At 63.7% G+C, this 22628-nt stretch carries 15 protein-coding genes and 1 pseudogene; 8 read left to right on the top strand and 8 right to left on the bottom strand.

Annotated elements, in window-relative coordinates:
* Positions 1 to 71 precede the first annotated feature (71 nt).
* Positions 72 to 1595, bottom strand: a complete 1524-nt coding sequence (locus tag V7Z98_RS05240) for an AmpG family muropeptide MFS transporter (RefSeq protein WP_334157242.1) — start codon at positions 1593 to 1595, stop codon at positions 72 to 74.
* A 510-nt stretch (positions 1596 to 2105) separates the two neighbouring features.
* Here V7Z98_RS05240 and V7Z98_RS05235 point away from each other — a divergent pair.
* Complete coding sequence (locus tag V7Z98_RS05235) at positions 2106 to 3656, top strand: acetyl-CoA hydrolase/transferase family protein (protein WP_334157241.1); 1551 nt, start codon at positions 2106 to 2108, stop codon at positions 3654 to 3656.
* A 114-nt stretch (positions 3657 to 3770) separates the two neighbouring features.
* On the opposite strand, the gene metW is transcribed toward V7Z98_RS05235, so the two are convergent.
* The 4 genes from metW to V7Z98_RS05215 all read right to left on the bottom strand — a co-directional run bounded on the left by metW (position 3771) and on the right by V7Z98_RS05215 (position 8336).
* Positions 3771 to 4442 (bottom strand): methionine biosynthesis protein MetW, encoded by a 672-nt coding sequence (gene metW / locus V7Z98_RS05230; protein ID WP_293260706.1) that lies wholly within the window; start codon positions 4440 to 4442, stop codon positions 3771 to 3773.
* A gap of 7 nt (positions 4443 to 4449) precedes the next feature.
* Positions 4450 to 5619, bottom strand: coding sequence for a homoserine O-succinyltransferase MetX (gene metX, locus V7Z98_RS05225; protein ID WP_334157240.1), 1170 nt, complete (start codon positions 5617 to 5619; stop codon positions 4450 to 4452).
* A 483-nt stretch (positions 5620 to 6102) separates the two neighbouring features.
* Positions 6103 to 6489 (bottom strand): cupin domain-containing protein, encoded by a 387-nt coding sequence (locus V7Z98_RS05220; protein WP_293260712.1) that lies wholly within the window; start codon positions 6487 to 6489, stop codon positions 6103 to 6105.
* Positions 6486 to 8336 (bottom strand): M61 family metallopeptidase, encoded by a 1851-nt coding sequence (locus V7Z98_RS05215; RefSeq protein WP_334157239.1) that lies wholly within the window; start codon positions 8334 to 8336, stop codon positions 6486 to 6488. Before V7Z98_RS05215 ends, V7Z98_RS05220 begins: the two co-directional genes overlap by 4 nt.
* A 334-nt stretch (positions 8337 to 8670) precedes the next feature.
* Here V7Z98_RS05215 and V7Z98_RS05210 point away from each other — a divergent pair, with 334 nt between their 5' ends.
* Together V7Z98_RS05210 and V7Z98_RS05205 are read left to right on the top strand one after the other, a co-directional pair.
* Entirely contained in the window at positions 8671 to 9354 is a 684-nt protein-coding gene (locus V7Z98_RS05210; RefSeq protein ID WP_334157238.1) for an N-acetylmuramoyl-L-alanine amidase family protein, read from the top strand.
* Between the two features lie 552 nt (positions 9355 to 9906).
* Positions 9907 to 10548 carry a GIY-YIG nuclease family protein gene (locus V7Z98_RS05205; RefSeq protein WP_334157237.1) on the top strand — a complete coding sequence of 214 codons (642 nt, stop codon included), beginning with the start codon at positions 9907 to 9909 and terminating at the stop codon, positions 10546 to 10548.
* 174 nt (positions 10549 to 10722) lie between these two features.
* Here V7Z98_RS05205 and murB read toward each other — a convergent pair whose 3' ends face one another.
* The 3 genes and pseudogenes from murB to V7Z98_RS05190 form a co-directional block, all read right to left on the bottom strand.
* Positions 10723 to 11808: a UDP-N-acetylmuramate dehydrogenase gene (murB, locus tag V7Z98_RS05200; RefSeq protein WP_334157236.1), complete on the bottom strand. Its 1086-nt coding sequence runs from the start codon at positions 11806 to 11808 to the stop codon at positions 10723 to 10725.
* Positions 11805 to 12368: a PACE efflux transporter gene (locus V7Z98_RS05195; RefSeq protein WP_334157235.1), complete on the bottom strand. Its 564-nt coding sequence runs from the start codon at positions 12366 to 12368 to the stop codon at positions 11805 to 11807. Before V7Z98_RS05195 ends, murB begins: the two co-directional genes overlap by 4 nt.
* Before the next feature lie 2 nt (positions 12369 to 12370).
* A pseudogene (locus tag V7Z98_RS05190) lies at positions 12371 to 13126 on the bottom strand (radical SAM protein); the annotation flags it as partial.
* Between the two features lie 1298 nt (positions 13127 to 14424).
* Between V7Z98_RS05190 and V7Z98_RS05185 the strand changes: the two are divergent.
* From V7Z98_RS05185 to V7Z98_RS05165, 5 genes are all read left to right on the top strand, one after another.
* Entirely contained in the window at positions 14425 to 15894 is a 1470-nt protein-coding gene (locus tag V7Z98_RS05185; protein WP_334157234.1) for a hypothetical protein, read from the top strand.
* A 131-nt stretch (positions 15895 to 16025) separates the two neighbouring features.
* Positions 16026 to 16376, top strand: coding sequence for a hypothetical protein (locus tag V7Z98_RS05180; RefSeq protein ID WP_334157233.1), 351 nt, complete (start codon positions 16026 to 16028; stop codon positions 16374 to 16376).
* An 88-nt stretch (positions 16377 to 16464) separates the two neighbouring features.
* Positions 16465 to 17805: a TolC family protein gene (locus V7Z98_RS05175; RefSeq protein WP_054622006.1), complete on the top strand. Its 1341-nt coding sequence runs from the start codon at positions 16465 to 16467 to the stop codon at positions 17803 to 17805.
* A 9-nt stretch (positions 17806 to 17814) separates the two neighbouring features.
* A complete protein-coding gene (locus tag V7Z98_RS05170) occupies positions 17815 to 19419 on the top strand; it encodes an efflux RND transporter periplasmic adaptor subunit (RefSeq protein ID WP_334157232.1) in 1605 nt (534 codons plus the stop codon).
* A gap of 15 nt (positions 19420 to 19434) precedes the next feature.
* Entirely contained in the window at positions 19435 to 22614 is a 3180-nt protein-coding gene (locus V7Z98_RS05165) for a CusA/CzcA family heavy metal efflux RND transporter (protein ID WP_334157231.1), read from the top strand.
* The last annotated feature ends 14 nt before the right edge of the window (positions 22615 to 22628 follow it).

The following is a 22628-nucleotide window of genomic DNA, read 5'->3' as shown; positions in this document are numbered from 1 at the left end:
GGCGTGGCGGTGAAAAATGCGGTTCGTGAATCGGCTCGGTCGTCGGCTCAGTCGTCGGCTCAGTCGTCGGCTCAGTCGTCGGCGCCGGCGGGCAGCACCGGACGGACCAGGGCGGTAAGGGCTTGGCGCATCCACCAGACCATGACCACCCCCGGCGCGGCGATGGCGATGGAGAAGAGGAAGAAGGCGGGCCAGCCGATGGATTCGGACAGCACGCCGGACAGGGGGCTCACGTAGATGCGCCCGACGGCGGCGAAGGCCGACAGCAAGGCGTAGTGGGTGGCCGAGAAGCGCTGGTTGCACAGGGCCATCAGCAGGGCAACGAAGGCCACCGTGCCCATGCCGCCGGTGATGTTCTCGCCGGCGATCACGGTGAGCAGCAGCCAGTCCAGGGCAGCCGGGGTGTGCAGGGCGACGATGCCCCAGTCGAAGGCCGGCACCTGCACCGATCCCCAGGCACCCTTGCCGAGCAGGGCCAGGGCGTAGAAGCCGAAGTTGGAGGCCAGTTGCAGCAGGCCGAACACCAGCAAGGCCCGGTACAGGCTGAGGCGGGTCATGATCAGGCCGCCGACGAAGGCGCCCAGGATGGTCAGCCAGATGCCGATCACCTTGTTGGCGATGCCCACCTCTTCCTGCAAGAAGCCCATGCCCTTGATCAGGAAGGGCGTGGTCAGGCTGCCGGCGAAGGCGTCGCCGAGCTTGTAGAGGATGATCAGCACCAGAAAGGCCGCCGCCCCGTTCTGGGCGAAGTAGCTGTTCAGGGAGCGGTTGAGGGTCTCGAAGCCGGTGCGCCGGGCGAGCCAGTAGGCCAGCGGCAGGGTGCAGGCGATCTCGGCCAGGACGAACAGCAGCTGGATCCACTTGTTGGCGTCGTTCGGGTCCAGGCCCGCCAGCACCAGGGCCTGGCGCGCCACGGCGTAGCCCGCCACCACCCCGGCGATCATGGCGGCAAAGCCCAGCAGCTCGCGGCGCGGGTCCGAATCCAGGGGCTTGGAGACGCCCGCCACCCGGGGCAACAGGGTCAGGGACAGGGCGCCGCAGACCATCAGGATGGTGCCCATCACCCCGTACACCCGGGGCCAGGACTGCCACTGGCCGGCCCATATGAGGGCGATGCCGCCGGACAGGATCATCGCCAGCCGGTAGGCGAAGACGTGCACCGAGGCCCCCAGGCCCCGCTCCTCTTCCGGCAGCAGGTCGGTGCGGTAGGCGTCCACCACCACGTCCTGGGACGCCGAGAGAAAGGCCACCAGTACCGCCGCCAGGGCGAACAGCTGGGGCGTGGCGCTCGGCGACAGGGTCGCCATCCACCACAGCAGCCCGCCCAGGGCGAACTGGGTCAGGGCCAGCCAGCCGCGCCGCCGCCCCAGCCAGGGCAGCTCGAAGCGGTCCATCAGGGGCGCCCAGAGAAACTTGAAGGTGTAGGGAATGCCCACCAGGCCGAAGAAGCCGATGGTGGCCAGATCGACCCCATCCACCGTCAGCCAGGCCTGCATGGCCTGGCCGGTGAGGGCCAGGGGCAACCCGGAAGCGAAGCCGAGGATGAGGATGGCGAGGAGCCGCCAGGCGCGGCCGATGTGGTGACGGCCGACCATCAGCGCGCCCCCACGGGGGAGGACGCATCGGGGCAGCGGGCGCGGGACGGCAGGGCAGGGCGGATCACGGGGAGCGGGTTATTGAAGTTATCGGGAGCGAGCGGAACCGGGCAGGCCAGAAACAAGGGCGGACAGCAGGCCGTGGGCGGCGGAAATTCACGCCGCGCCGACAGCCAATGCCGGGCGCGCGCCGGGGCCACAGCCGGAGCCACATTAAGGCCGCACCGCGCGGCGGCCGCAGCCGCATAACGGCGCCGGACCGCCCGGAAGGGTCGCACATCGGGCCGGGCAGGGGAAGGGCGCATCGTCGCGCCGGCTGCACCGCGCCACGCCGAAACCCTTGCCTGGCAAGGGTTTCCGCCGGGCGCGGCAAAACGCCGCCCGGGCCAAGCGATTTACTATTAAGTAATATATAAGACCTGTTTTCTTAGACACTTAGCTTATGTTGTAATTATGGATTACGTTTAGTTTGAACCCCTGACCCCCCGGGCCACGATGGAGGAAACCGTAATGCCCCAAGCCCTGCCCCCGACCCTTGCCGAGGACGTCCTGAATGCCCGCATCCGCCTGCCGCGCCTGCGCGAGCGGATCACCACCCCGGAGGCCGCCGCCGCCTGGGTCAAGGACGGCATGACCGTGGGCATGAGCGGCTTCACCCGCTCCGGCGACGCCAAGGTGGTGCCGGTGGCCATCGCCGAGCGGGCCCGCCACACGCCGCTGAAGATCGACCTGATCACCGGCGCCTCCCTGGGCAACGACCTGGACAAGATTCTCACCGAAGCCGGCGCCCTGGCCCGGCGCATCCCCTTCCAGTCCGACGCCACCCTGCGCGGCGCGATCAACCGGGGCGAGGTGATGTTCGTGGACCAGCACCTCTCGGAAACCGTCGAGCTGCTGCGCACCGGCCAGATCGGCCCGATCGACCTGGCCATCGTCGAAGCCGCCGCCATCACCGAGGACGGCGCCATCGTGCCCACCACCTCGGTGGGCAACTCCGCCAGCTTCGCCATCCTGGCCGAGAAGGTGATCGTCGAGATCAACGTCAGCCAGCCCCTGGCCCTGGAAGGCCTGCACGACATCTGGATTCCCGGCCGCCGCCCCAACCGGGACCCGCTGCCCCTGACCTGGGTGTCGGACCGCATCGGCACCCCGGCCATCGCCATCCCGCCGGAGAAGATCGTCGCCATCGTCATCAGCGACAAGGCCGACAGCCCGGCCAACATCCAGCCGGCGGACGAAGAGACCGCCGCCATCGCCGCCCACCTGATCGACTTCTTCGCCCACGAGGTCAGCCACGGCCGCCTGACGCCGTCGCTGCAACCGCTCCAGGCCGGCATCGGCACCATCGCCAACGCTGTCCTGGCCGGCTTTGCCGACAGCCCCTTCTACGGCCTGACCATGTACTCGGAGGTGCTCCAGGATTCCACCTTCGACCTGTTCGACGCCGGCAAGCTGGACTTCGCCTCGGGCTCGTCGATCACCCTGTCCGCCGAACGGGGCAAGGAGGTGTTCGCCAACCAGGAGCGCTACCGCGACAAGCTGGTGCTGCGCCCCCAGGAAGTCAGCAACCACCCCGAGGTGGTGCGCCGCCTCGGCCTGATCTGCCTCAACACCGCCCTGGAAGCCGACATCTACGGCAACGTGAACTCCACCCACGTCTATGGCACCCACATGATGAACGGCATCGGCGGCTCCGGCGACTTCGCCCGCAACGGCTACCTGTCGATCTTCGCCACCAAGTCGGTGGCCAAGAACGGCGAGCTGTCCAGCCTGGTGCCCATGGTCAGCCACGTGGACCACACCGAGCACGACGTGGACATCCTGGTCACCGAGCAAGGCCTGGCCGACCTGCGCGGCCTGGCGCCCCGGGAACGGGCCCGCACCATCATCGCCAACTGCGTGCATCCGGACTTCCGCGAGCCCCTGTCCGACTACTTCGAGCGGGCCTGCCTGCGCGGCGGCCACACCCCGCACATCCTTGAAGAGGCGCTGTCCTGGCACACCCGTGCCCGGGACACCGGCTCGATGCGCGAAACCAAGCGCTCCCTCAAGGTGGCCTGAGCCGTGCGTCGGCAGCTTCGGTAGCAACGGCGAAACTGCACCAACGAAAAAGCCGGCCTGGAAAGGCCGGCTTTTTCACGTCCGCCGCCAACGACGGCCGCGGCGCCTACCGCGTCACACCGCCCAGTTGAGGCGGCCCAGGCGGTACAGGGCCACGTCGGCGTTGAGGTTGGGATCGTCGGCCACCGGCTGGCCGGCGGCGAAGGCGCGCCGCTCGCGCACGGCGATGCCCAGCTTGTCGCACAGGGCCTCGAAGTCGGCGATGGTGAAGAAGCGTACGTTGGGCGAGTCGTACCACTGGTAGGGCAGGTAGTCGGACACCGGCATGCGCCCGGCGGCGATGGCCGCCCGGTTCTGGTGGTAGCCGAAGTTGGGGATCGACACCACCGCCTCCCGGCCGACGCGCAGTATCTCGCGCAGCATCTGCTCGGTGTGGTGCACCGTCTGCAACGACAGGGACATGATGACGTGGTCGAAGAAGTCGTCCTCGAAGCCGGCCAGGCCGCGCTCCAGGTCGGTCTGGATGACGTTGATGCCGTTGCGGACGCAGGCGGTCACCTGGGCCGGGGCGATCTCCACGCCGTAGCCGCGCACCCGGCGTGCCGCGCCAAGGTGCTTGAGCAGGCTGCCGTCGCCGCAGCCCAGGTCGAGCACCCGGGCGCCTTCGGCCACCCAGGCGGTGATCACGTCGAAGTCGAAGCGGAAACCGCCGGCCAGGGCGTAGGGGTCTGCCGCGGCGGTATCGGCGGGGCGTGAATGGGGGGATTGGTTCTGGGTCGTCGTCATGGCCGCCTCACACCGCGATGTTGTCGAGGTAGGCCCGCACCACGTCGTGGTACTGGGGGTCGTCGAGGAGGAAGGAATCGTGGCCGAAGTTGCACTCCACCTCGGCGTAGGTCACGTCCCGGTCGTTGTGCACCAGGGCGTAGACGATCTCCCGGCTGCGCTCCGGCGAGAAGCGCCAGTCGGTGGTGAACGACACCACCAGAAAGCCGGCCTTGGCCGGGGCCAAGGCGGCGCGCAGGTCGCCGCCGCAGTTGCGCGCCGGGTCGAAGTAGTCGAGGGCCTTGGTGGTGATCAGGTAGGTGTTGGCGTCGAAGTAGCGGGTGAACTTGTCGCCCTGGTAGCGCAGGTAGGATTCGATCTGGAATTCGGCGTCGTAGTTGTAGCCCAGTTCGCCGCCGTTCTTCATCTCCCGGCCGAATTTCTCGCCCATCTGATCGTCGGACAGGTAGGTGATGTGCCCCACCATGCGCGCCAGGCGCAGGCCGCGCACCGGCACCACGCCGTGCTCGTAGTAGTGGCCGCCGTGGAAATCCGGATCGGTGAGGATGGCCTGGCGGGCCACCTCGTTGAAGGCGATGTTCTGGGCCGAAAGCTGGGGCGCCGAGGCGATCACCAGGGCGTGGCGCACCCGCTCCGGGTGGGCCACGGTCCAGTGCAGGGCCTGCATGCCGCCGAGGCTGCCGCCGACGATGACCGCCCAGGTGCGGACACCCAGCCGGTCGGCCAGGAGCGCCTGGGCCTCGACCCAGTCCTCCACCGTCACCACCGGGAAATCGGCGCCGTAGGGCTTGCCGGTGGCCGGGTTGGTGCTCATCGGGCCGGTGGAGCCGTAGCAGCCCCCCAGGTTGTTCACCCCGACGACGAAGAACTTGTCGGTGTCGAGGGGCTTGCCCGGGCCCACCAGGTTGTCCCACCAGCCCAGGCTCTTCGGGTCGTCGGCATAGACGCCGGCGACGTGGTGGCTGCCAGACAGGGCGTGGCAGACCAGCACGGCGTTGGAGGCCGTGGCGTTGAGGGTGCCGTAGGTCTCATAGACCAGTTCGAAGCCGGGCAAGGTGACCCCGGACGAGAGGGTGATCGGCGCGTCGAACACCGCCTTTTGCGGCGCGACCACGCCCACCGAGCCCGGCGCCGTGGCGGCCGGGGCGGCAGGGGTTGGGGGTGTCGTGGTGCTCATGGTGTCCTGTAAAGCAAAAAACCCAGTCGGCCAAGCCAGGACTGGGTTTCTTCGCGTCCCGCTTTAGCCGTATTTATTGAGCGCCCGCAAGCTGAAATCAAATCGGCGCTGAGGGACGAACCTTACTCCCCGGGGGAAAACGCTGTCAATGCGTGGGCAATGCGCCAGCAAATGCACGCCAGCAATACGCAGCCGCCGAGGCGGGGCCGGTGTGCGGCTCATGCACGGCAGCTGCGGTGCGATGGCGCCGTAGCGCGGGATGGGCGCGGGGCGCAGGCTGCCCCCGGCCGCGCCGGGCGGCCTGGGGCTGGGAGCGTAAATTCCGCCACGCCAAACCCCGCGCCAGTAGGGCGTTTCCAGGCAGGCATCGCGGAGAGCTAGGCGGGGCGCGGCGCTCCACCATGCCATCGTGAAAGTCCGCGCCCCGCCTTGCTTTCCGGCCGATGGCCCGGAGCGCGGGTTAAGCGGCGTCCGGCAGCGGCGTCAGTCCGCCGGCCGGTCGATCATCACGTAGCGCTTGCGCACCGGCTCCAGCACGTGGAACTCGCCGCGGAAGCCGGCGGGGATGATGCAGGCGTCGCCGGGGCCGAATTCCTTGGCATGGCCGGCCTCGTCGAGCAGGCGCAGCCGGCCTTCCAGCACGTGGAAGAACTCGTGCCGCCCGGCGTGGAAGGCGATCTTCCACGCCCCGGGCTCGCAGCACCATTCGCCCATGGAGATGGCGCCGTCCTCGGCGCTGTAGGCCTCCCGGGTGGTGCGCAGGGGTGCCGGGGCCGGGCCCACCACCCGCTCCGGCGCGGGCCGGTCGGTGGTGGGGGCGGGCAGGGGGTCGGCGAAGGCGATCAGGGACGGAGGGCAGGGCGTGCTCATGCGGCGGTCTCGGCAGTAGGGGGGGTAGCGCCCAGCCAGTCGGCACGGCGCAGGTGGGCCAAGGGCGCGGCGCGGCGGGCCGGTTTGAGCTGGGCGGTGTCGGCGGCCGGGGCGGCCAGGGTAATAGTTTTTTCCAACAACTCGTCGCGGCGGAACAGGTGCAGGGCCACCGTGTCGCCGGCCCGGTGGCGGGCCAGGTGCTTGTCCAGGTTGGCGCCGGTGACGCGCAGGCCGTTCCAGGCCACCAGGGTGTCGCCGGCGGACAGGCCGACGGCGTGGGCCGGGCCGTCGGCGTAGACGGCGGCGATTTTGGCTTCGCCCGTCGCAGCGCCGCTCTCCAGCTTGATCCCCAGGATGGGGGCCTTGGCCGGCGCATCCCAGGTCAATTCCACGCCCATGCCCTTGAAGAGGGGCGCCAAATCCAGTTCTTCGGCCGCCTCGACCCGGGCGCGCAGCCAGCGGGCCACGCCCGTGCCGCCCACCTCGGCCACGGCGGCGAAGATGCCGTCCTCGGCCACGCCGACCCCGGTCTGGCCGTGGCGACGCCACAGCAGGCGCATCACGTCGTCCAGGCTGGCGGCGCCGCCGCTCGTCTGGCGCAGCTTGAGGTCCAGCCCCAGGGCGATGGCGGCACCCTTGGCGTAGTAGCTGACCACCGCGTTGGCGCTGTTTTCGTCGGGGCGGTAGTACTTGATCCAGGCATCGAAGGACGATTCGGCCACGCTCTGGCGCAACCGTCCCGGGCCCTTCTGCACCTGGGTGAGGTTCTTGGCCGCCAGGGCCAGGTAGGCGGCCTGGTCGATGAGGCCGCTGCGCACCAGGGCCAGGTCGTCGTAGTAGCTGGTGAAGCCCTCGAAGGCCCACAGCAGGCGGGTGTAGTTCTCCACCGCCAGGTCGTAGGGGGTGAGGGCGGCGGGCTTGATGCGCTTGACGTTCCAGGTGTGGAAGTACTCGTGGCTGCACAGGCCGAGAAAGCGCAGGTAGCCCTCGGGCAGGGCGCCAGTCGCGGGCACGCCGTGGGGCAGGTCGTCGCGGCTGGCGATCAGGGCAGTGGAAGCCCGGTGCTCCAGCCCGCCGTAGCCGTCGCCCACGGCCATCACCAGGAACAGGTAGCGCTCCACCGGAGCGGCGCTGCCGGGGGCACCGCCGAACAGGTCGATCTGCCACTGGCAGACGCGGGCGAGGTCGGCGCACAGGCGGTCCAGGTCCGCCGCGCTCATGGCGTGGCGGCCGGTAATGGCGATGTCGTGGGGCGCGCCGCCGGCGGTGAAGGTGGCCAGGGTGAAGGTGCCCATTTCCACCGGGTGATCCACCAGTTCGTCGTAGTTGGCCGCTTCATAGACGCCGAAGCCGTAGGGTTCGGCGCCGTTCGCCGCCTTTTTCGCCCGGGGCAAGGTGGTCGCCACCCGCCAGGCGGCGTAGGCATTCCCCGCCGGCCGGCGCAGTTCCACCTGGCAGGGCCGGTCGGCATGGCCCTCGGGAAGCAGGAACAGGCTGGTGCCGTTGAAGAAGCCGTGGGTCTCGTCCAGGTGGGCGGCGCGCACCGACAGATCCCAGGCGTAGATGCGGGCGGTGACAGTGAGGGGTTGGCCGGCGGGCACCCGGCCGGCGCGCCAGGTGTGCTTGTCGATCTTGGTCAGCCTGACTGGCACGTTGCCCGACGATGCGGATATTTCGACCACATTGCGTGCAAATTCCCGAATCATATAGCTGCCGGGAATCCATGCCGGCAGCCTAAAGCGCTGGCCCTGGAGCTTGGGGTCGGGTAGGGTGCAACTGACCTCGAAGTAGTGGCCGGCGGGGTCGATGGGGGTGACGACGTAACGGAGCGGAGCGGTGGCGGACATGGGGTGTCGGTGGCGGGACGGAGGCGTGAAACGGATGGGGACGGCACGGCAGACGGCGGGACCGGGCATTACCGTAGGCGCAAGCCTTGAGGCGGCGTCGGGCGAGACCACTGCCAACGCGACGGGCCGACCGCAAGGCGGTCTTGTTCGGGGGCCTATTGTAGCCCTGGCGTTTCTGGGCGCCGCGCTGCTGGGCCTGGCGGGCTGCGCCGGGCAACCGCCGGATCGAGCCCTATCTGCCGCCCCGGCCACATCCTCCGCTGCCGCAGCCCCACTCCCCGCTGCGCCCACCCCGGCCGCTCCAGCTACTCAGCCGCTGCGGGTGGCGGTGGACGTGGGCCACTCCCTATCCGCCTCCGGCGCCACCAGCGCCCGGGGCACCAGCGAATTCGACTTCAACCTGAACCTGGCCCAGGTACTGCGCCCCGCCCTGGAAAGCCGGGGCATCGCCGTGCAGCCGGTCAATTTCGACGGCCTGATCGACGTGCCCAACGACGGCGGCGCTAGTGTTGGCAACAGCAGAAACGGTAACGGCAACAGCCTGCAAGCCCGGGTCGATGCCGCCGCAGGCAGCGCCTTCCTGCTCTCGATCCACCACGATTCGGTGCAGCCCTCCAAGCTCATCCCCTGGACCTGGGAAGGCCGGCACCTCGACTACTCCGACGAATACCGAGGCTTCGTCTTCTTCGTCTCCCACCGCAACCCGCAGCTGGCCAAGAGCCTGGCCTGCGCCTCGGCCATGGGCCGCGCCCTGCGCCAGCGCGGTTTCGTCCCCGCCACCCACCACGGCACCACCCCCGCCGGCACGCCTCGCCCCTGGGCCGACGAGGAAAACGGCGTGCGCTTCTACGACACCCTCTACGTCATCTCCCACAGCCCAATGCCGGCGGCGCTGTTCGAGGCGGGGATGTTGAAGAATCGGGAGGAGGAGTTACTGTTGCAGGATCGGGGGAGGCAGGGGGCGATGGTGGAGGGATTGGTGGAAGGGCTGGCGGCCTGTTTAGCTGAGAGGCCGTAGTGCGAACTAGAGGTCTGTAGAGATAATTTCCCCGAGCCCCGAGGGAAAGTTTCAAGCCTCACAAGCATTACTTAAATGACTAGCGTATAATCCAATTAGCATAACACCTGCATTAGCTTATAAGGTGTTTACAACTTTACATCATTTCTCTTACTGAAGAACCCGATGGTTAGACCAACAATACAACCACATGATGGCCAAATAGAACATCCGAGAACTTTTATGGAAGCATTTCAACACTTAAAAAACGCTGGACCAGCCAATCTATCAACCTCGGCAGGAATACCATTTCAAGCCAAAGCCCATGTTCCTCAAAAGGGGAATCATATTGGTGAAAATTGCATTAAAATTACTAGAGATGGTAAATCACGGGCTTACATATATGCATGTTGCTGGGGGCACAAAGCAAACTGCTCAGGAACGCACATAGATATCTACTCCCTCATCATATAAATATCAGGCGATAAAATAGCATAACCAGTTTCAAATAATTAGACTTTATCACAGCGCCCCTTTCTCGAAAAACTGGAACACCAAAATTCCCCAATTCAAATGGCTGAACCAAACTCCCAAATTGTCTATGTTTTGACAAATCCAGCAATGCCAGGCCTAGTAAAAATTGGCATGACTACTCAATTTGAAGTTGAGGAGCGGATGAAGCAACTCTATGGAACAGGAGTGCCTGTACCGTTCGATTGCGCGTTCGCATGCCAAGTAAAAGATGCATCAGAAGTAGAAAAGGCGCTTCATTTTGCCTTCGGAACAGGTCGAATCAATCCTAACCGTGAGTTCTTCAGAATTGAGCCTGAGCGAGTGATAGCCATTCTGAAGCTCTTGAAAGTTGAAGACATCACCAGCCAGGTCGAGCAAACTATTGGTTCTGATGTAACACCGGCAGACAAACAATCGGCACAGAATTTAAAGGACTCACGACGCCCAAGAATGGACTTTCATGAACTAGGCATCCCGAATGGATCAGTCTTAGTATCCAAGGACGGGCAATATGAAGCCACTGTCATTACAGAGAAGAAGGTGAACTTCAACGATGCCGTATGTTCACTGACAGCTGCCACACGCAAAATACTTGGCCTTGCGGATGACTACGCCATTCAACCTTCACCCCATTGGACATTCAATGGTAAAACACTGAAGGAAATCTACGATGAATTTCATTCTGCAACAGATGAAACCTAGCCAGATATTTAACAGGACATCAACCTGATAAACAGTTTTTCGTTTGACAACTTTGAAGTAGTGGCAGAAAAACAAGCCCCCCGTCCGTCAGGCGTAGAAGCTAGTGCTAAAACAACAAACTCCGCCCGAGGAGAAGTGCCGCCTCATAGCTTATCAAGCCCCACTCCCTGAGACTCAAAGAAAAATCGGCTCCGGCGTCAATTCCACCCCAAACTTCGCCGCCACATCCACCTGCACGGCCCGCATCACCGCCACCACGTCTTCACCCTTCGCCCCGCCCAGATTCACCAGCACCAGGGCCTGTTTTTCGTACATGCCGGCGGGGCCGAGGTGTTTGCCTTTCCAGCCGGATTGCTCGATCAGCCAGCCGGCGGCGAGCTTGATGTGGCCGTCGGGCTGGGGGTAGCGGGGTAGGCCCGGGTGGGCGGCGGCCAGGCGCTCGGCGGTGGCGGCGTCCACCACCGGGTTGTGGAAGAAGCTGCCGGCGTTGGGCACCGCCAGCGGGTCGGGCAGCTTGGCGCGGCGGATGGCCATGACGGCTTCGGCCACCTGGGTAGGCGTAGGGGTGGATTGGCCCCGTTCTTCGAGCCAGCGTGCCAGGTCGGCGTAGCGGACGATGGGCTGCCAGGCCTTGGGCAGGCGGAACACGACCCGGGTGATGGCGATGCGCCCGGTGAGGTGCCAGCCCTGCTGCTTGAACAGGCTGTCCCGGTAGGCGAAGCGGCAATCGTCCCGGGTGAAGGTGCGTTCCTCGCCGGTTTCCAGATCGACGGCTTCGACCCGGTGCAGGCGCTCGGCCACTTCCAGGCCGTAGGCGCCGATGTTCTGGATGGGGGCGGCCCCCACGGTGCCGGGGATGAGGGCCAGGTTTTCCAGGCCCGGGTAGCCGGCTTGCAGGGTCCACAGCACGAAGTCGTGCCAGTTCTCGCCGGCGCCGCCGGCCACGTACCAGGCGTCGGCGTCCTCGCCCACCAGTTCGCGGCCGGGGATGGCCATTTTCAGCACCAGGCCGGGGAAGTCGCCGGTGAGCACCAGGTTGCTGCCGCCGCCGAGGACGAAGCGGGGCAGGGCGGCCAAGACGGGATCGGCGGCCAGGGCGCGGTGCAGGGCCTGCAACTGGGCCGGCGCAGTCACCGTCAGCAATTGGGCGGCCGTGGCCGGCAGGGCCAGGGTGTTGAGGCGGGACAGGTCGGCAGCGGCGTGCAAGGTGCCGATGGCGCCCAGCGCGGCGGCGGGGGGCACGGGGAGGGAGGCGGTCATGGAGTGTCGTCCGAAGCGGAGGTAGCCGGCGCGGCGTTAGTGTCCGCCAGAAGCCCTGGCGTCGCCGTGGCGGCGGCCCGGGGCGCAGGAATGGGGAAGACCCGGTCGTAGGCCAGGTTGAACAGGTAGGCGTAGGCCGTGTAGGTGAGGGCCAGGCCGATGTCGGCCACCAGGGCGGGCCACCAGGCGAGGCCGGTCCAGGCGACGATGATCGGCAGGGTAAGGACGAGCAGGCCGCCTTCGAAGCCCAGGGCATGGACGAGGCGCCACACCGTCGGGCGCCGGTCCGCTTGGCGCCGGGCCAGGCGCCATTCGAGCCGGTCGAAGGCGGTGCAATAGAGGCCGTTCCACAGGGCCGCCACCAGGGCGAGCACGGCGAGCAGGCCCACCGAGTCGAGCAGCGGCGTACCGCTGGCCCAGGAAAAGCCCGGGGTGATGAGCACCAGGCCGAAGACCTCGAACAGGGCCACCTGGCGCACCCGGTCGGCCAGGGTGCGCAGCGGTGCGGCGCGGGTGGCCGGGTCGGCGTCGGCGACGTTGCCGGTCGCGGGGGCACCCATCGTCACAGCCCCCGGGCCCAGGCGGGGCGTAGCGGCGCCGTTTCCGGCGTGGCCAGGGCGCTGCGCACCTGGGCGAGCAGCCGCGCCTTGTCCACCGGCAGGTTGCCCTTCAATACAAGCCAGTTGGACGCATGATCGCTGCGGAAGACGGTACGTTTGAGTTCCAGCCCTGCCAGCAGGCGCTCCATTTCCGCCAGCAGACCTGGCAGATCCAGGGGCTGCCATTCCGGAAAGCCGGCACGGAAGCGCTCCTCGCCCTGGGGAAAGCTCACCACCAGGGTGGCCAGGAATTCGGGCTGGGTGGCGTTGATCAGCCGGGCCGAATTGTCGGCGTGCTGCTGCCAGAAGGCCGGGCCGCCCAGGCCGTTGAGCAGCATCACCGAGCGGGTGATGCCAGCCGCGCCGAGCTTGTCCAGGGCCTCCCGGGTGGTGTCGAAGGTCTCGCCCTTGTTCACCCGGGCCAGCACCGTGTCGTCGCCGGATTCGGCGCCCACGTAGGCCAGGGACAGGCCAGCCTCGCGCAGGGCGCGCAGCTCGTCCACGCTCTTTTTGCGCAGGTTGCGCGGCAGACAGTAGCTGGACACCCGGCGCACCCCGGGCAGGTGGGCGCGGATCGCCTCCAGGTAGGCGAGCAGGCGCCGGGTGGGCAGCACCAGGGCGTCGCCGTCGGCGAGGAAGACGCGGCGCAGCCGGTCGCCGTACAGCTCGCCCAGGCGGCGGATGCCGTCGATCACCTCGTCCTCGTCCCGGGCGCGGAAGCGCTTCTGCGGGGCGGTGTACTCGTAGTATGGCTATAAAAATGCAATACAACAATCTAACAAATAGCGTAAATACATGGTGTTATGATAAATAAACCAGTAAATTTATTACATTGCACTTTAAATATGTAATTTAATTGGCTCTAAACCATAGCTATGGTGCCATTTTCTTACATTTTGGCAAGGGCGATGAAACATCAGCATGACGTCCTTTGATGTCTTACCAGGAGCCTCAATTCCATACCTTTTCTCATTGGGCTCGCTTGCGCAGCAAATATCTGCTCCGCGGCGACGCTCGTCGGCAATCCATAAAACATACTGATCGGCCAAACACTAAATCTGTCGTTTGGTCGCTATCTTCTTGTGGCGCCCATTCAGGTAGCGCCGAGCCTAATCGTGACGTGGTCTGGTCGTGCTCTTGAGATGATGATGCCGCCTTCCAGCGCGAACGGAACCCCGGCAAACACCAACTGGTGATCGCGCACGTCAACGTGCAAAACTTTTTGTACCGGAAGTTTAATACCACCTTCTACACGACCAACAAGTCATTAGCGGCGGTGGCCAGCCTGCCTTGTGGCGTCTTGGGCTTCAGCATCCTGACTGCAATGGATGCGGCGCCGGAGGCATCTGCATGCCCAAATCACTCCCCACTATCAGGGTGACTATCCAATTCCTGAGCTTGTGCGGCCAATTCTCCTAAAGCTCTACGGCGCCCGACCAGAGAGGGTTTGTGCAACCGGTCAGCAAGCCTGGCCTTGAACCTCGCCAACCGAACATCTGCCGGCGATTTACGCTTTTCTAGCGACAGTCGATTGGCCTTGACCTCGACCGATATCTCAGCCGCATTTCCGCCGAGCGCAGCGAGGATCGGGCGCGGTATGACGATCACGCCACCGGGGCGGATCCGCACGGCGAGCCGCTTAGCTGGATTGACTGAGAAGGCAGGGTTATCTCTCATCGGATTTAGGCATGTTCAGACACAAGACATCTTCTAGCTGATCAGATGTCAGTGGGTGGTTTCCAACAATGCATGCTCCCATGCCCATTTTAGGCTGCCTGTGAGGAAGCTTGAGTGGGCAATCGTTATCAGGTTGTCGCTATACATCATAAGCAACTGCACTTGCGTTGTACGTCTAATCGGATACTATATATAACGGTTGTCCGACACCAGCCAGTGCGCGTCGCAATTGCGATAGGGCGAATCAGGACACTTCCTCTGCTACACCATCATTTTTCCATCGAGCGTTGCTCTGGAATGCGCACACCAGGATTCATGGCGCTCGGACTTGGAGAAAATGATGACTGATAGCACCTCTTCCTTCCCCGAAGATTCCAGCAATTTTTATAGCTTCGGCGCCCGCCGCATTGGCCGATATCTTGCCAAGCTTGGCATGCCAATTCCCGACGAAGATGCCGTGCGTAAGGAACTGCTCAACCGCTTTGAGGGAGTGGACTACTTAGCCGCCAAGCGGCTGCTTGAGAAAGAAGATTCCGCTGATTGGCACACTGTTGTCGCCGGCGAAGTGGACAGTGACCTTTCAGGTTTTTCGGTCCAAGCCGCACGTACCTTCGTTGACGGACTGGCCGCCGTTCTAGGTATCTGCGACCGCGAGCGCATCTTCCCCTCCGCAATTGACCGGCTTCCTGATGGAATCCGCTTACGGGTGCACGACAAGACGTTTGCCGAAATCCGGCGGATGTATTTTGAGCCCTACCAGCCCAGACATCGCGAACGCGTCCACAGTGCCTTGAAAGGCATCCGTACCCGCGGCGAGAACGAACGGATGGTAGCCAGGCTCCGATCACTACCGGGATTTGCTTCCATCAACTTTGAACTCGATCAGGATAGTCGCACTGAACCTTACGGGTTCCTGCTGGTTCCGTTCCCAGCCAACTGGGCAACGGCCATGATGTCGGCGATGGTGTCACTTGGCCTCCCTGTGAAGCGCCATATCGCCCAGGAACTCGTGGCGCAACTGTTTGGCGCCGGCAACTGGCAGCACCTGGTCGCCAATGATGGCGAGGCACGGGTCTGGGCGACGCCGTTTGCGGTAGCGAAAAGCGAGACCGATACCACTAGCTGGCGCTATTACCGGACCGTGGGCGAAAGTGTCTGGGCCTTCGGAAAGACGCTGGAATCCTGGAATGGAAAGCCATTGCTGATCGACAGCTGTAGAAGTGCCACATTGTCGGATGGTTTATACGTTGCCACAGCCTTAGTCGAGAGCCCCAGAGATCATGATCGCGAAGGCTTGCCCTTCTCTACGCCAGTCGACATCATCGAGCCAGAGGATTCCGACGATTGCTACCCGCTGGCCAGACAGGCCGCGGCACTGCTGGATGCGGGCGGCGATCCCATGGCGGCACTCGGCTGGAGCGGCGATTTCAGCCGGAACATGCTCTCGGCGAACGTCCGTCTCGGATCGACTGGCGACAGGACGTTGCAACTCGGCGCTTGGTGGCTACGCGTGTTCGACGCTCACCAGAGAGCATATCTTTCACTCGAGCAATTTGACGCTGACGGCACACGTATGAAGGCAGACAGTATCCCGCTTTACAAAACCACTCTGCGCCACGATGCCGAGAACAACATTCTCACGGTGCTGGGCGACTATGACCGAGAGGATGTTGCGACAATCCCGAATGTTTCGACTGAACAGATCGAACAGCTCCGACTAATGGTCAGTGAGCCAGCCGACAACCCATCGGCACCGGCCTATTGGGGACAAGGCGATATTCGGGGAGAATGGCCGCCACTGCCTAACTGAAGCCGCTGCGGTGCGAAAACCGGCCAATGCTCCAATAGCCTAATGAGAATCCCAGCCCCGTTTACCATTCTGCCTATCCGACGCAGACGGGGCTTGGCATTCCTCCACTAACCTCTGATAAACTTACTCGGGTGAAAAAGCTGCTCGTGTTCCTTCTCGTGGTCATATTACCCTTCCAGTTCGCTTGGGCTGGGGTGGGTGTGTATTGCCAACACGAGACAGGCCAAGCCGCGCAGCACTTCGGCCACCATGATCACCAGCACAAAGGGCTTGGAGATCAGGGTAAGAACGAGTCGGGCAAGATCAACCCGAGCGCCGACAATGATTGTAGTTCCCATCTAAATGGCCACAACTGCTTTCTCAGCAGTCTGGAAGCTTTGGTCGTAGCTCCAATTGTGGTGTTCAACGGCATCAGCCCGCGTTACTTCGCATCGCATATCCCTGAGGGGCCCGAGCGCCCTGATAGACAGCTCGCCGCGTAAGCCCGGCGAGACATCCCCCTTTTTTCTGCGGCTGACGTAGCCGCCTTTTCGGTCTCGCCGGATTGTCCTGTTCATTTAGGAGAATTCGATGCGTAGACCACGCACATCCCTGATCGGGCTGCTGGGGTTGGCAGCCACCATTTTCAACCCCTTGGTTTCCCCTGCACTGGCGCAGTCCTCGATGGCGCCGGGCAACGTCAATTCGGCTGCCCTCCTGCCGAATCCACAGACCGGCAAACTCGAGTCGACCGGGCCGCTGGGCCTGGCCGCCGCGATCGATCTCGCCCTATCGGCCAACCCTACGTTGGCTGCTGCCGCGCGCGAATTGCAGGCCGTCGAGGGAGCCGTCATCCAGGCCGGCGTACGCCCCAACCCCGAAATTGCGACCCTGGTCGAGGACACCCAGAACAAGGCCACCCGCACGACGACCTTGCAGATCAATCAGGCCATCGAACTGGGCGGCAAGCGGGCCGCCCGTATCGAGTCGGCTGAACGCGGACGTGACGTAGCCGCCGCCGATCTGGCCACCCAACGCCTGGAAATCCGTGCGGCGACCGTGGCAGCCTTCTTTGACGTGCTTGTCGCGCAAGAGCGCGTCCGGCTGGCCGAAGCGTTGCTTGACCTCGCCCAGCGTGCGACCCAGGCTGCGTCACGGCGTGTCATGGCAGGCAAGGTTTCGCCGGTGGAGGAAACCAAAGCCCGGGTGGCGGAAGGATCCGTTCGGGTGGAGTTCAATCAGGCACAAGCGGAATTGGCGAGCGCACGCAAACGCCTGGCCGCGACCTGGGGTAATCCGTCACCGCGTTTTGAGCGGGCCGATGGACGAGCCGAGACATTGCCTGCCGTACCAACGTCGGAAGAGATTACCAATCGTCTGGCGGCGTCCCCCGCCCTCGCTCGTGCTCGCCTCGAAGTCGATCGCCGCTCTGCGCTAGCGGAGGTCGAGCGGACGCGCCGGATACCTAACGTAACGGTGAGTCTAGGCGCCAAACGTGCCGAAGAGTTGGGGCGTGACCAAGCCGTTGTGGGCTTGTCGATTCCACTCCCACTGTTTGATCGTAACCAGGGCAATCTGCTGGAAGCCTTGCGCCGTGCCGACAAGGCACGGGACGAACTGGCCGCGACGGAAGTCCGCCTCTCCACCGAAATCGCCCAGGCCCACGAACGGCTCAAGGCGCTCAGCCTGGAAGTCGGGACCTTGCAGAAGGAAATTCTGCCGGGTGCCCAGAGTGCCTATGAGGCAGCCAGCAAGGGGTACGAGCTGGGCAAATTCAGCTTCCTAGAGGTGCTGGATGCGCAGCGCACCTTTTTCCAGGCACGGTCCCAATACCTGCGAGCGCTGGCCGACGCCCATCGGGCAGCGGCCGACATCGACCGCGTGCTTGGCGCCGTAGCTGCGTCATCCCCAATCGGCGGTGGACAACTCTAGGAATTCATCATGAAAACAAATCTGAACAAACTCCGCTCCCAACTCAACAAGAAGCAGAGCATCGCCATCGCCATCATCCTGGTCGCAGGTTTGGCGATCGGCGCCGCGATCCTCGGCACGGGGCCATCCCAACCTGCCGGCGACGGCCATGGCCACGGCAGCCATGCCGAGTCACAGGGACACGCTGATACCGAGCACCATGGCGGGCAAGCAGCCGATGGCCATGAACACGCCAAGGAGCACGGTGATGCCGAACATCATGAAGAGGGGCCGCAAACCGGCCCTCACGGCGGGAAGCTTTTTGCCGAAGACGGCTTCGGCCTCGAAATCCTGCTGGCAGAAGAAGGCGGCGAACCCCGCTTCCGGGTCTGGCTCTTCCAGCAGGGCAAGCCGGTATCACCCAGCGCCGCCAAGGTTTCCGTTTCGCTCGCTCGGCCCAGTGGGGACAAGCAGGAAATCGCCTTTGCCGTGGAAAAGGACTATCTGAAGAGCGTCGTGGCGATTGAAGAGCCGCATGTCTTCGACGCGACCATCGCGGCGCAGACGGCGAATTCCCCCTATCTCTTCACCTTTGCCCAGGAAGAAGGCAAGGTGGAACTGAGTGATGCGCAGGTTCAAGCTGCCGCTATCACCATTCAGAAAGCCGCGCCGGCCCGCATTCGAACCGCCGTGCAGTTGCCGGGAGAGATTCGCTTCAATGAAGATCGGACGGCCCACGTCGTCCCTCGGCTGGCCGGCGTGGTGGAAAGCGTCCCGGCCAACCTGGGGCAAACGGTGAAGAAGGGCCAGATTCTGGCTGTCATTGCCAGCACGGGTCTGTCTGAACAGCGCAGTGAATTGCTTTCTGCCCAGAAGCGCCTTGCCCTCGCGAAGTCGACTTATGAACGCGAAAAGAAGCTTTGGGAGGAAAAGATTTCCGCCGAGCAGGACTACCTCCAAGCGAAACAGGCCCTGCAGGAAGCCGAAATCGCAACGGCTAACGCCCAGCAAAAACTTGTTGCCCTCGGCGCTACCCCGCAAGCGACAGGAGCCCTCAACCGCTATGAAATCCGTGCTCCTTTCGACGGCATGGTGGTGGAAAAACATATTGCCCTGGGCGAGGCCGTGAAAGAAGACGCCAGCATCTTTACCGTGTCCGACCTGTCCTCGGTCTGGGCCGAGATCATCGTGCCCGCCAAGGATTTGAACACGGTTCGGGTCGGCGAACCGGCCATCGTCAAGGCCACTGCCTTCGACTCGAAGGCAGAAGGCAAGGTCTCCTATGTCGGCGCGCTCCTTGGCCAGGAAACCCGTACTGCCCGAGCACGAGTGACACTCCCCAATCCGCAGATGGCATGGCGTCCCGGGCTCTTCGTCAATGTTGAGGTGCAGTCGGGTGAAGCAGATGTCCCGGTCGCCGTGGCAGCCGATGCCATCCAGACCGTGAATGACAAGCCCGTGATCTTCACCCGAGTACCCGGCGGCTTTGTCGCTCAACCGGTCACTCTGGGGCGATCCGACGGAAAGATCGTCGAAGTGGCCCGTGGCCTGAAACCGGGCATGTCCTACGCAGCCGCCGGCAGCTTCGTCGTCAAGTCGGAGCTGGGCAAGGGCAGTGCCGAGCACAGCCACTAAGCGAGGGAGCCGATCATGTTTGAACGCATCATCCGACTGGCCATCGAGCATCGCTGGCTGGTACTGCTCACAGTCCTCGGCATGGCCGGGCTGGGCATTTACAACTACCAGCGGCTGCCCATCGATGCCGTGCCCGACATTACCAACGTCCAGGTCCAGATCAATACCGCTGCGCCCGGCTATTCCCCACTCGAGGTGGAGCAGCGGGTCACCTATCCCGTGGAAACGGTGATGGCGGGCCTCCCGAATCTGGAACAGACCCGCTCGCTCTCGCGCTACGGGCTCTCCCAGGTGACGGTGATTTTCAAGGATGGCACGGACATTTACTTTGCCCGCCAACTCGTCAATCAGCGCATCCAGGAGGCCCGTGAAAAGCTGCCGACCGGAATTGCTCCAGCGATGGGGCCGATCTCGACCGGACTTGGGGAAATCTACTTGTGGACCGTCGAAGCCAAGGAAGGCGCCAAGAAGCCCGACGGCACGCCCTACACGCCGACCGATCTGCGCGAAATCCAGGACTGGATCATCAAGCCCCAGTTGCGCAATGTACCCGGGGTCACCGAGATCAATTCCATCGGCGGCTACGCCAAGGAATACCAAGTGGCGCCCAGCCCGGAAAAGCTCGCGTCCTATGGCCTGACCTTGCAGGAACTGGTGACCGCCATCGACCGCAACAACAACAATGTCGGTGCCGGCTACATCGAGAAGCGCGGTGAGCAATACCTGGTTCGCGCCCCAGGCCAAGTGCATTCAATGGAAGACATCCGCAATGTCATTCTCGGCAATGTCCAGGGCGTGCCCATCCGTATCCGCGACGTAGCGGAAGTCAGCATCGGCCGCGAATTGCGTACCGGCGCTGCCACCGACAATGGCCGCGAGGTGGTGCTGGGTACCGTCTTCATGTTGATCGGCCAGAACAGCCGAACCGTCTCCCGGGCAGTTGACGCGAAGATGGTCGAGATCAACCGAAGCCTGCCGGAGGGCATTCATGCTGTGACGGTCTACGACCGGACCGTACTGGTGGATAAGGCCATCAACACGGTCAAGAAGAACCTCCTCGAAGGGGCGATCCTGGTCATCGCCATTCTCTTCTTGTTCCTGGGCAATCTACGGGCGGCGGTCATCACTGCCATGGTGATTCCCCTCTCCATGCTGTTCACCTTCACCGGCATGGTGACCTACCAGGTCAGCGCCAACCTGATGAGCCTGGGCGCCCTCGACTTCGGGATCATCATCGACGGCGCGGTCGTCATCGTCGAGAACTGCGTGCGCCGTCTGGCCCACGCCCAAGCCCACCATGGGCGGGCACTAACCCGGACAGAACGCTTCCACGAAGTCTTCGCCGCCTCACAGGAGGCCCGCCGGGCACTGCTCTTCGGCCAACTCATCATCATGATTGTCTATCTGCCCATCTTCGCCCTGACCGGTGTGGAAGGAAAGATGTTCCATCCGATGGCATTTACCGTCGTAACGGCCCTGGTTGGCGCCATGATCCTGTCGGTGACCTTCATTCCAGCAGCCGTTGCGCTCTTCATGAGTGCCCCGGTTGCCGAGAAGGAGAACAGGCTGATGTTGGCTGCCAAGCGCTGGTACGAACCCACGCTGGATCGTGTCATGTCCAACCAGCCGGTCGTACTCGTCTTCGCGACCGTCATGATCCTCTTGTCCGGTTTGTTGGCGACGCGCATGGGGAGTGAATTCGTTCCCAGCCTGAACGAAGGGGATTTCGCTATCCAGGCCCTGCGCATCCCTGGCACCAGTCTGTCGCAGTCGATCACGATGCAGCAGCAACTGGAAAAACGGCTGAAGACGGATTTCCCGGAAATCGATCGCGTCTTTGCTCGCACCGGGACCGCCGAAATTGCCTCCGATCCGATGCCGCCGAATATCTCCGACGGCTACATCATGCTGAAGCCGCAGGATCAATGGCCGGAGCCCAAGAAATCCCGGGACGAGTTGCTGGCCGCTGTGCAGGAAGTGGTTGGCAGTTTGCCGGGCAACAATTACGAGTTCTCCCAGCCTATCCAGTTGCGCTTCAACGAATTGATCTCCGGCGTGCGTAGCGACGTGGCGGTGAAGGTCTTTGGCGATGACATGAATGTCATGAACGACACTGCCGCTCGCATCGCCGCCATCCTGGAAAAGATCCCCGGCGCTTCAGAAGTCAAGATCGAGCAAACCACGGGTCTGCCCATGCTCACGGTGGACATCGATCGTGACAAGACCGCCCGTTACGGCCTCAACGTCGGCGATGTGCAGGAAACCATCTCCACGGCGATCGGGGGACGGGAGGCGGGCACGATGTTCGAAGGCGACCGTCGTTTCGACATCGTGGTGCGTTTGCCCGAAACCTTGCGTGCCGATCTCGATGCCTTACAACGCCTGCCGATCGCGTTGCCGCGTACGAACGGAAAAAGCGAGGGCCGCACGACCTACATTCCCTTGGGCGAGGTTGCCAGCCTCCAACTGGCCCCCGGACCGAACCAGGTTAGTCGCGAAAACGGCAAGCGCCGGGTTGTAGTCAGCGCCAATGTGCGAGGCCGCGATATCGGCTCCTTCGTGGCGGAGGCGCAGCGTCGTTTGGAGGAGGTGAAGGCGCCTGCCGGCTATTGGACTGCCTGGGGCGGGACGTTCGAGCAGTTGGAGTCGGCCACCCGGCGGCTGCAGATCGTTGTTCCCGTCGCGCTATTGCTGGTCTTCACGCTGCTTTTCGCCATGTTCGGTAACGTCAAGGACGGCTTACTCGTCTTCAGCGGCATTCCCTTCGCGCTGACTGGCGGCTTTATCGCACTATGGCTGCGAGGTATTCCATTGTCGATCTCCGCGGCAGTTGGCTTTATCGCCCTCTCGGGCGTCGCGGTGTTGAACGGCTTGGTCATGATCTCTTTCATCCGCAACCTGCGTGAGGAAGGCCGGCCGCTCGATGCCGCCATCCGGGAAGGCGCGCTCACCCGCCTGCGTCCGGTATTGATGACAGCACTGGTGGCCTCTCTCGGTTTCGTACCGATGGCCATCGCGACCGGCACCGGTGCTGAAGTCCAACGGCCGCTGGCGACGGTGGTGATCGGCGGGATCCTGTCTTCGACTGCACTCACTTTGCTCGTCTTGCCCATTCTCTATCGCCTCGCCCACGGCAAGGATGCCGATGAGGAGGACTTCACCACCGACCCGGTGCCCAAGCCAAGCGAGGCATAGCGTTTTCCAGGTGT

Source organism: Oryzomicrobium sp., from assembly GCF_036820405.1.
Classification (GTDB): domain Bacteria; phylum Pseudomonadota; class Gammaproteobacteria; order Burkholderiales; family Rhodocyclaceae; genus Oryzomicrobium.
This window is presented reverse-complemented; position numbering and strand designations above follow the sequence as displayed.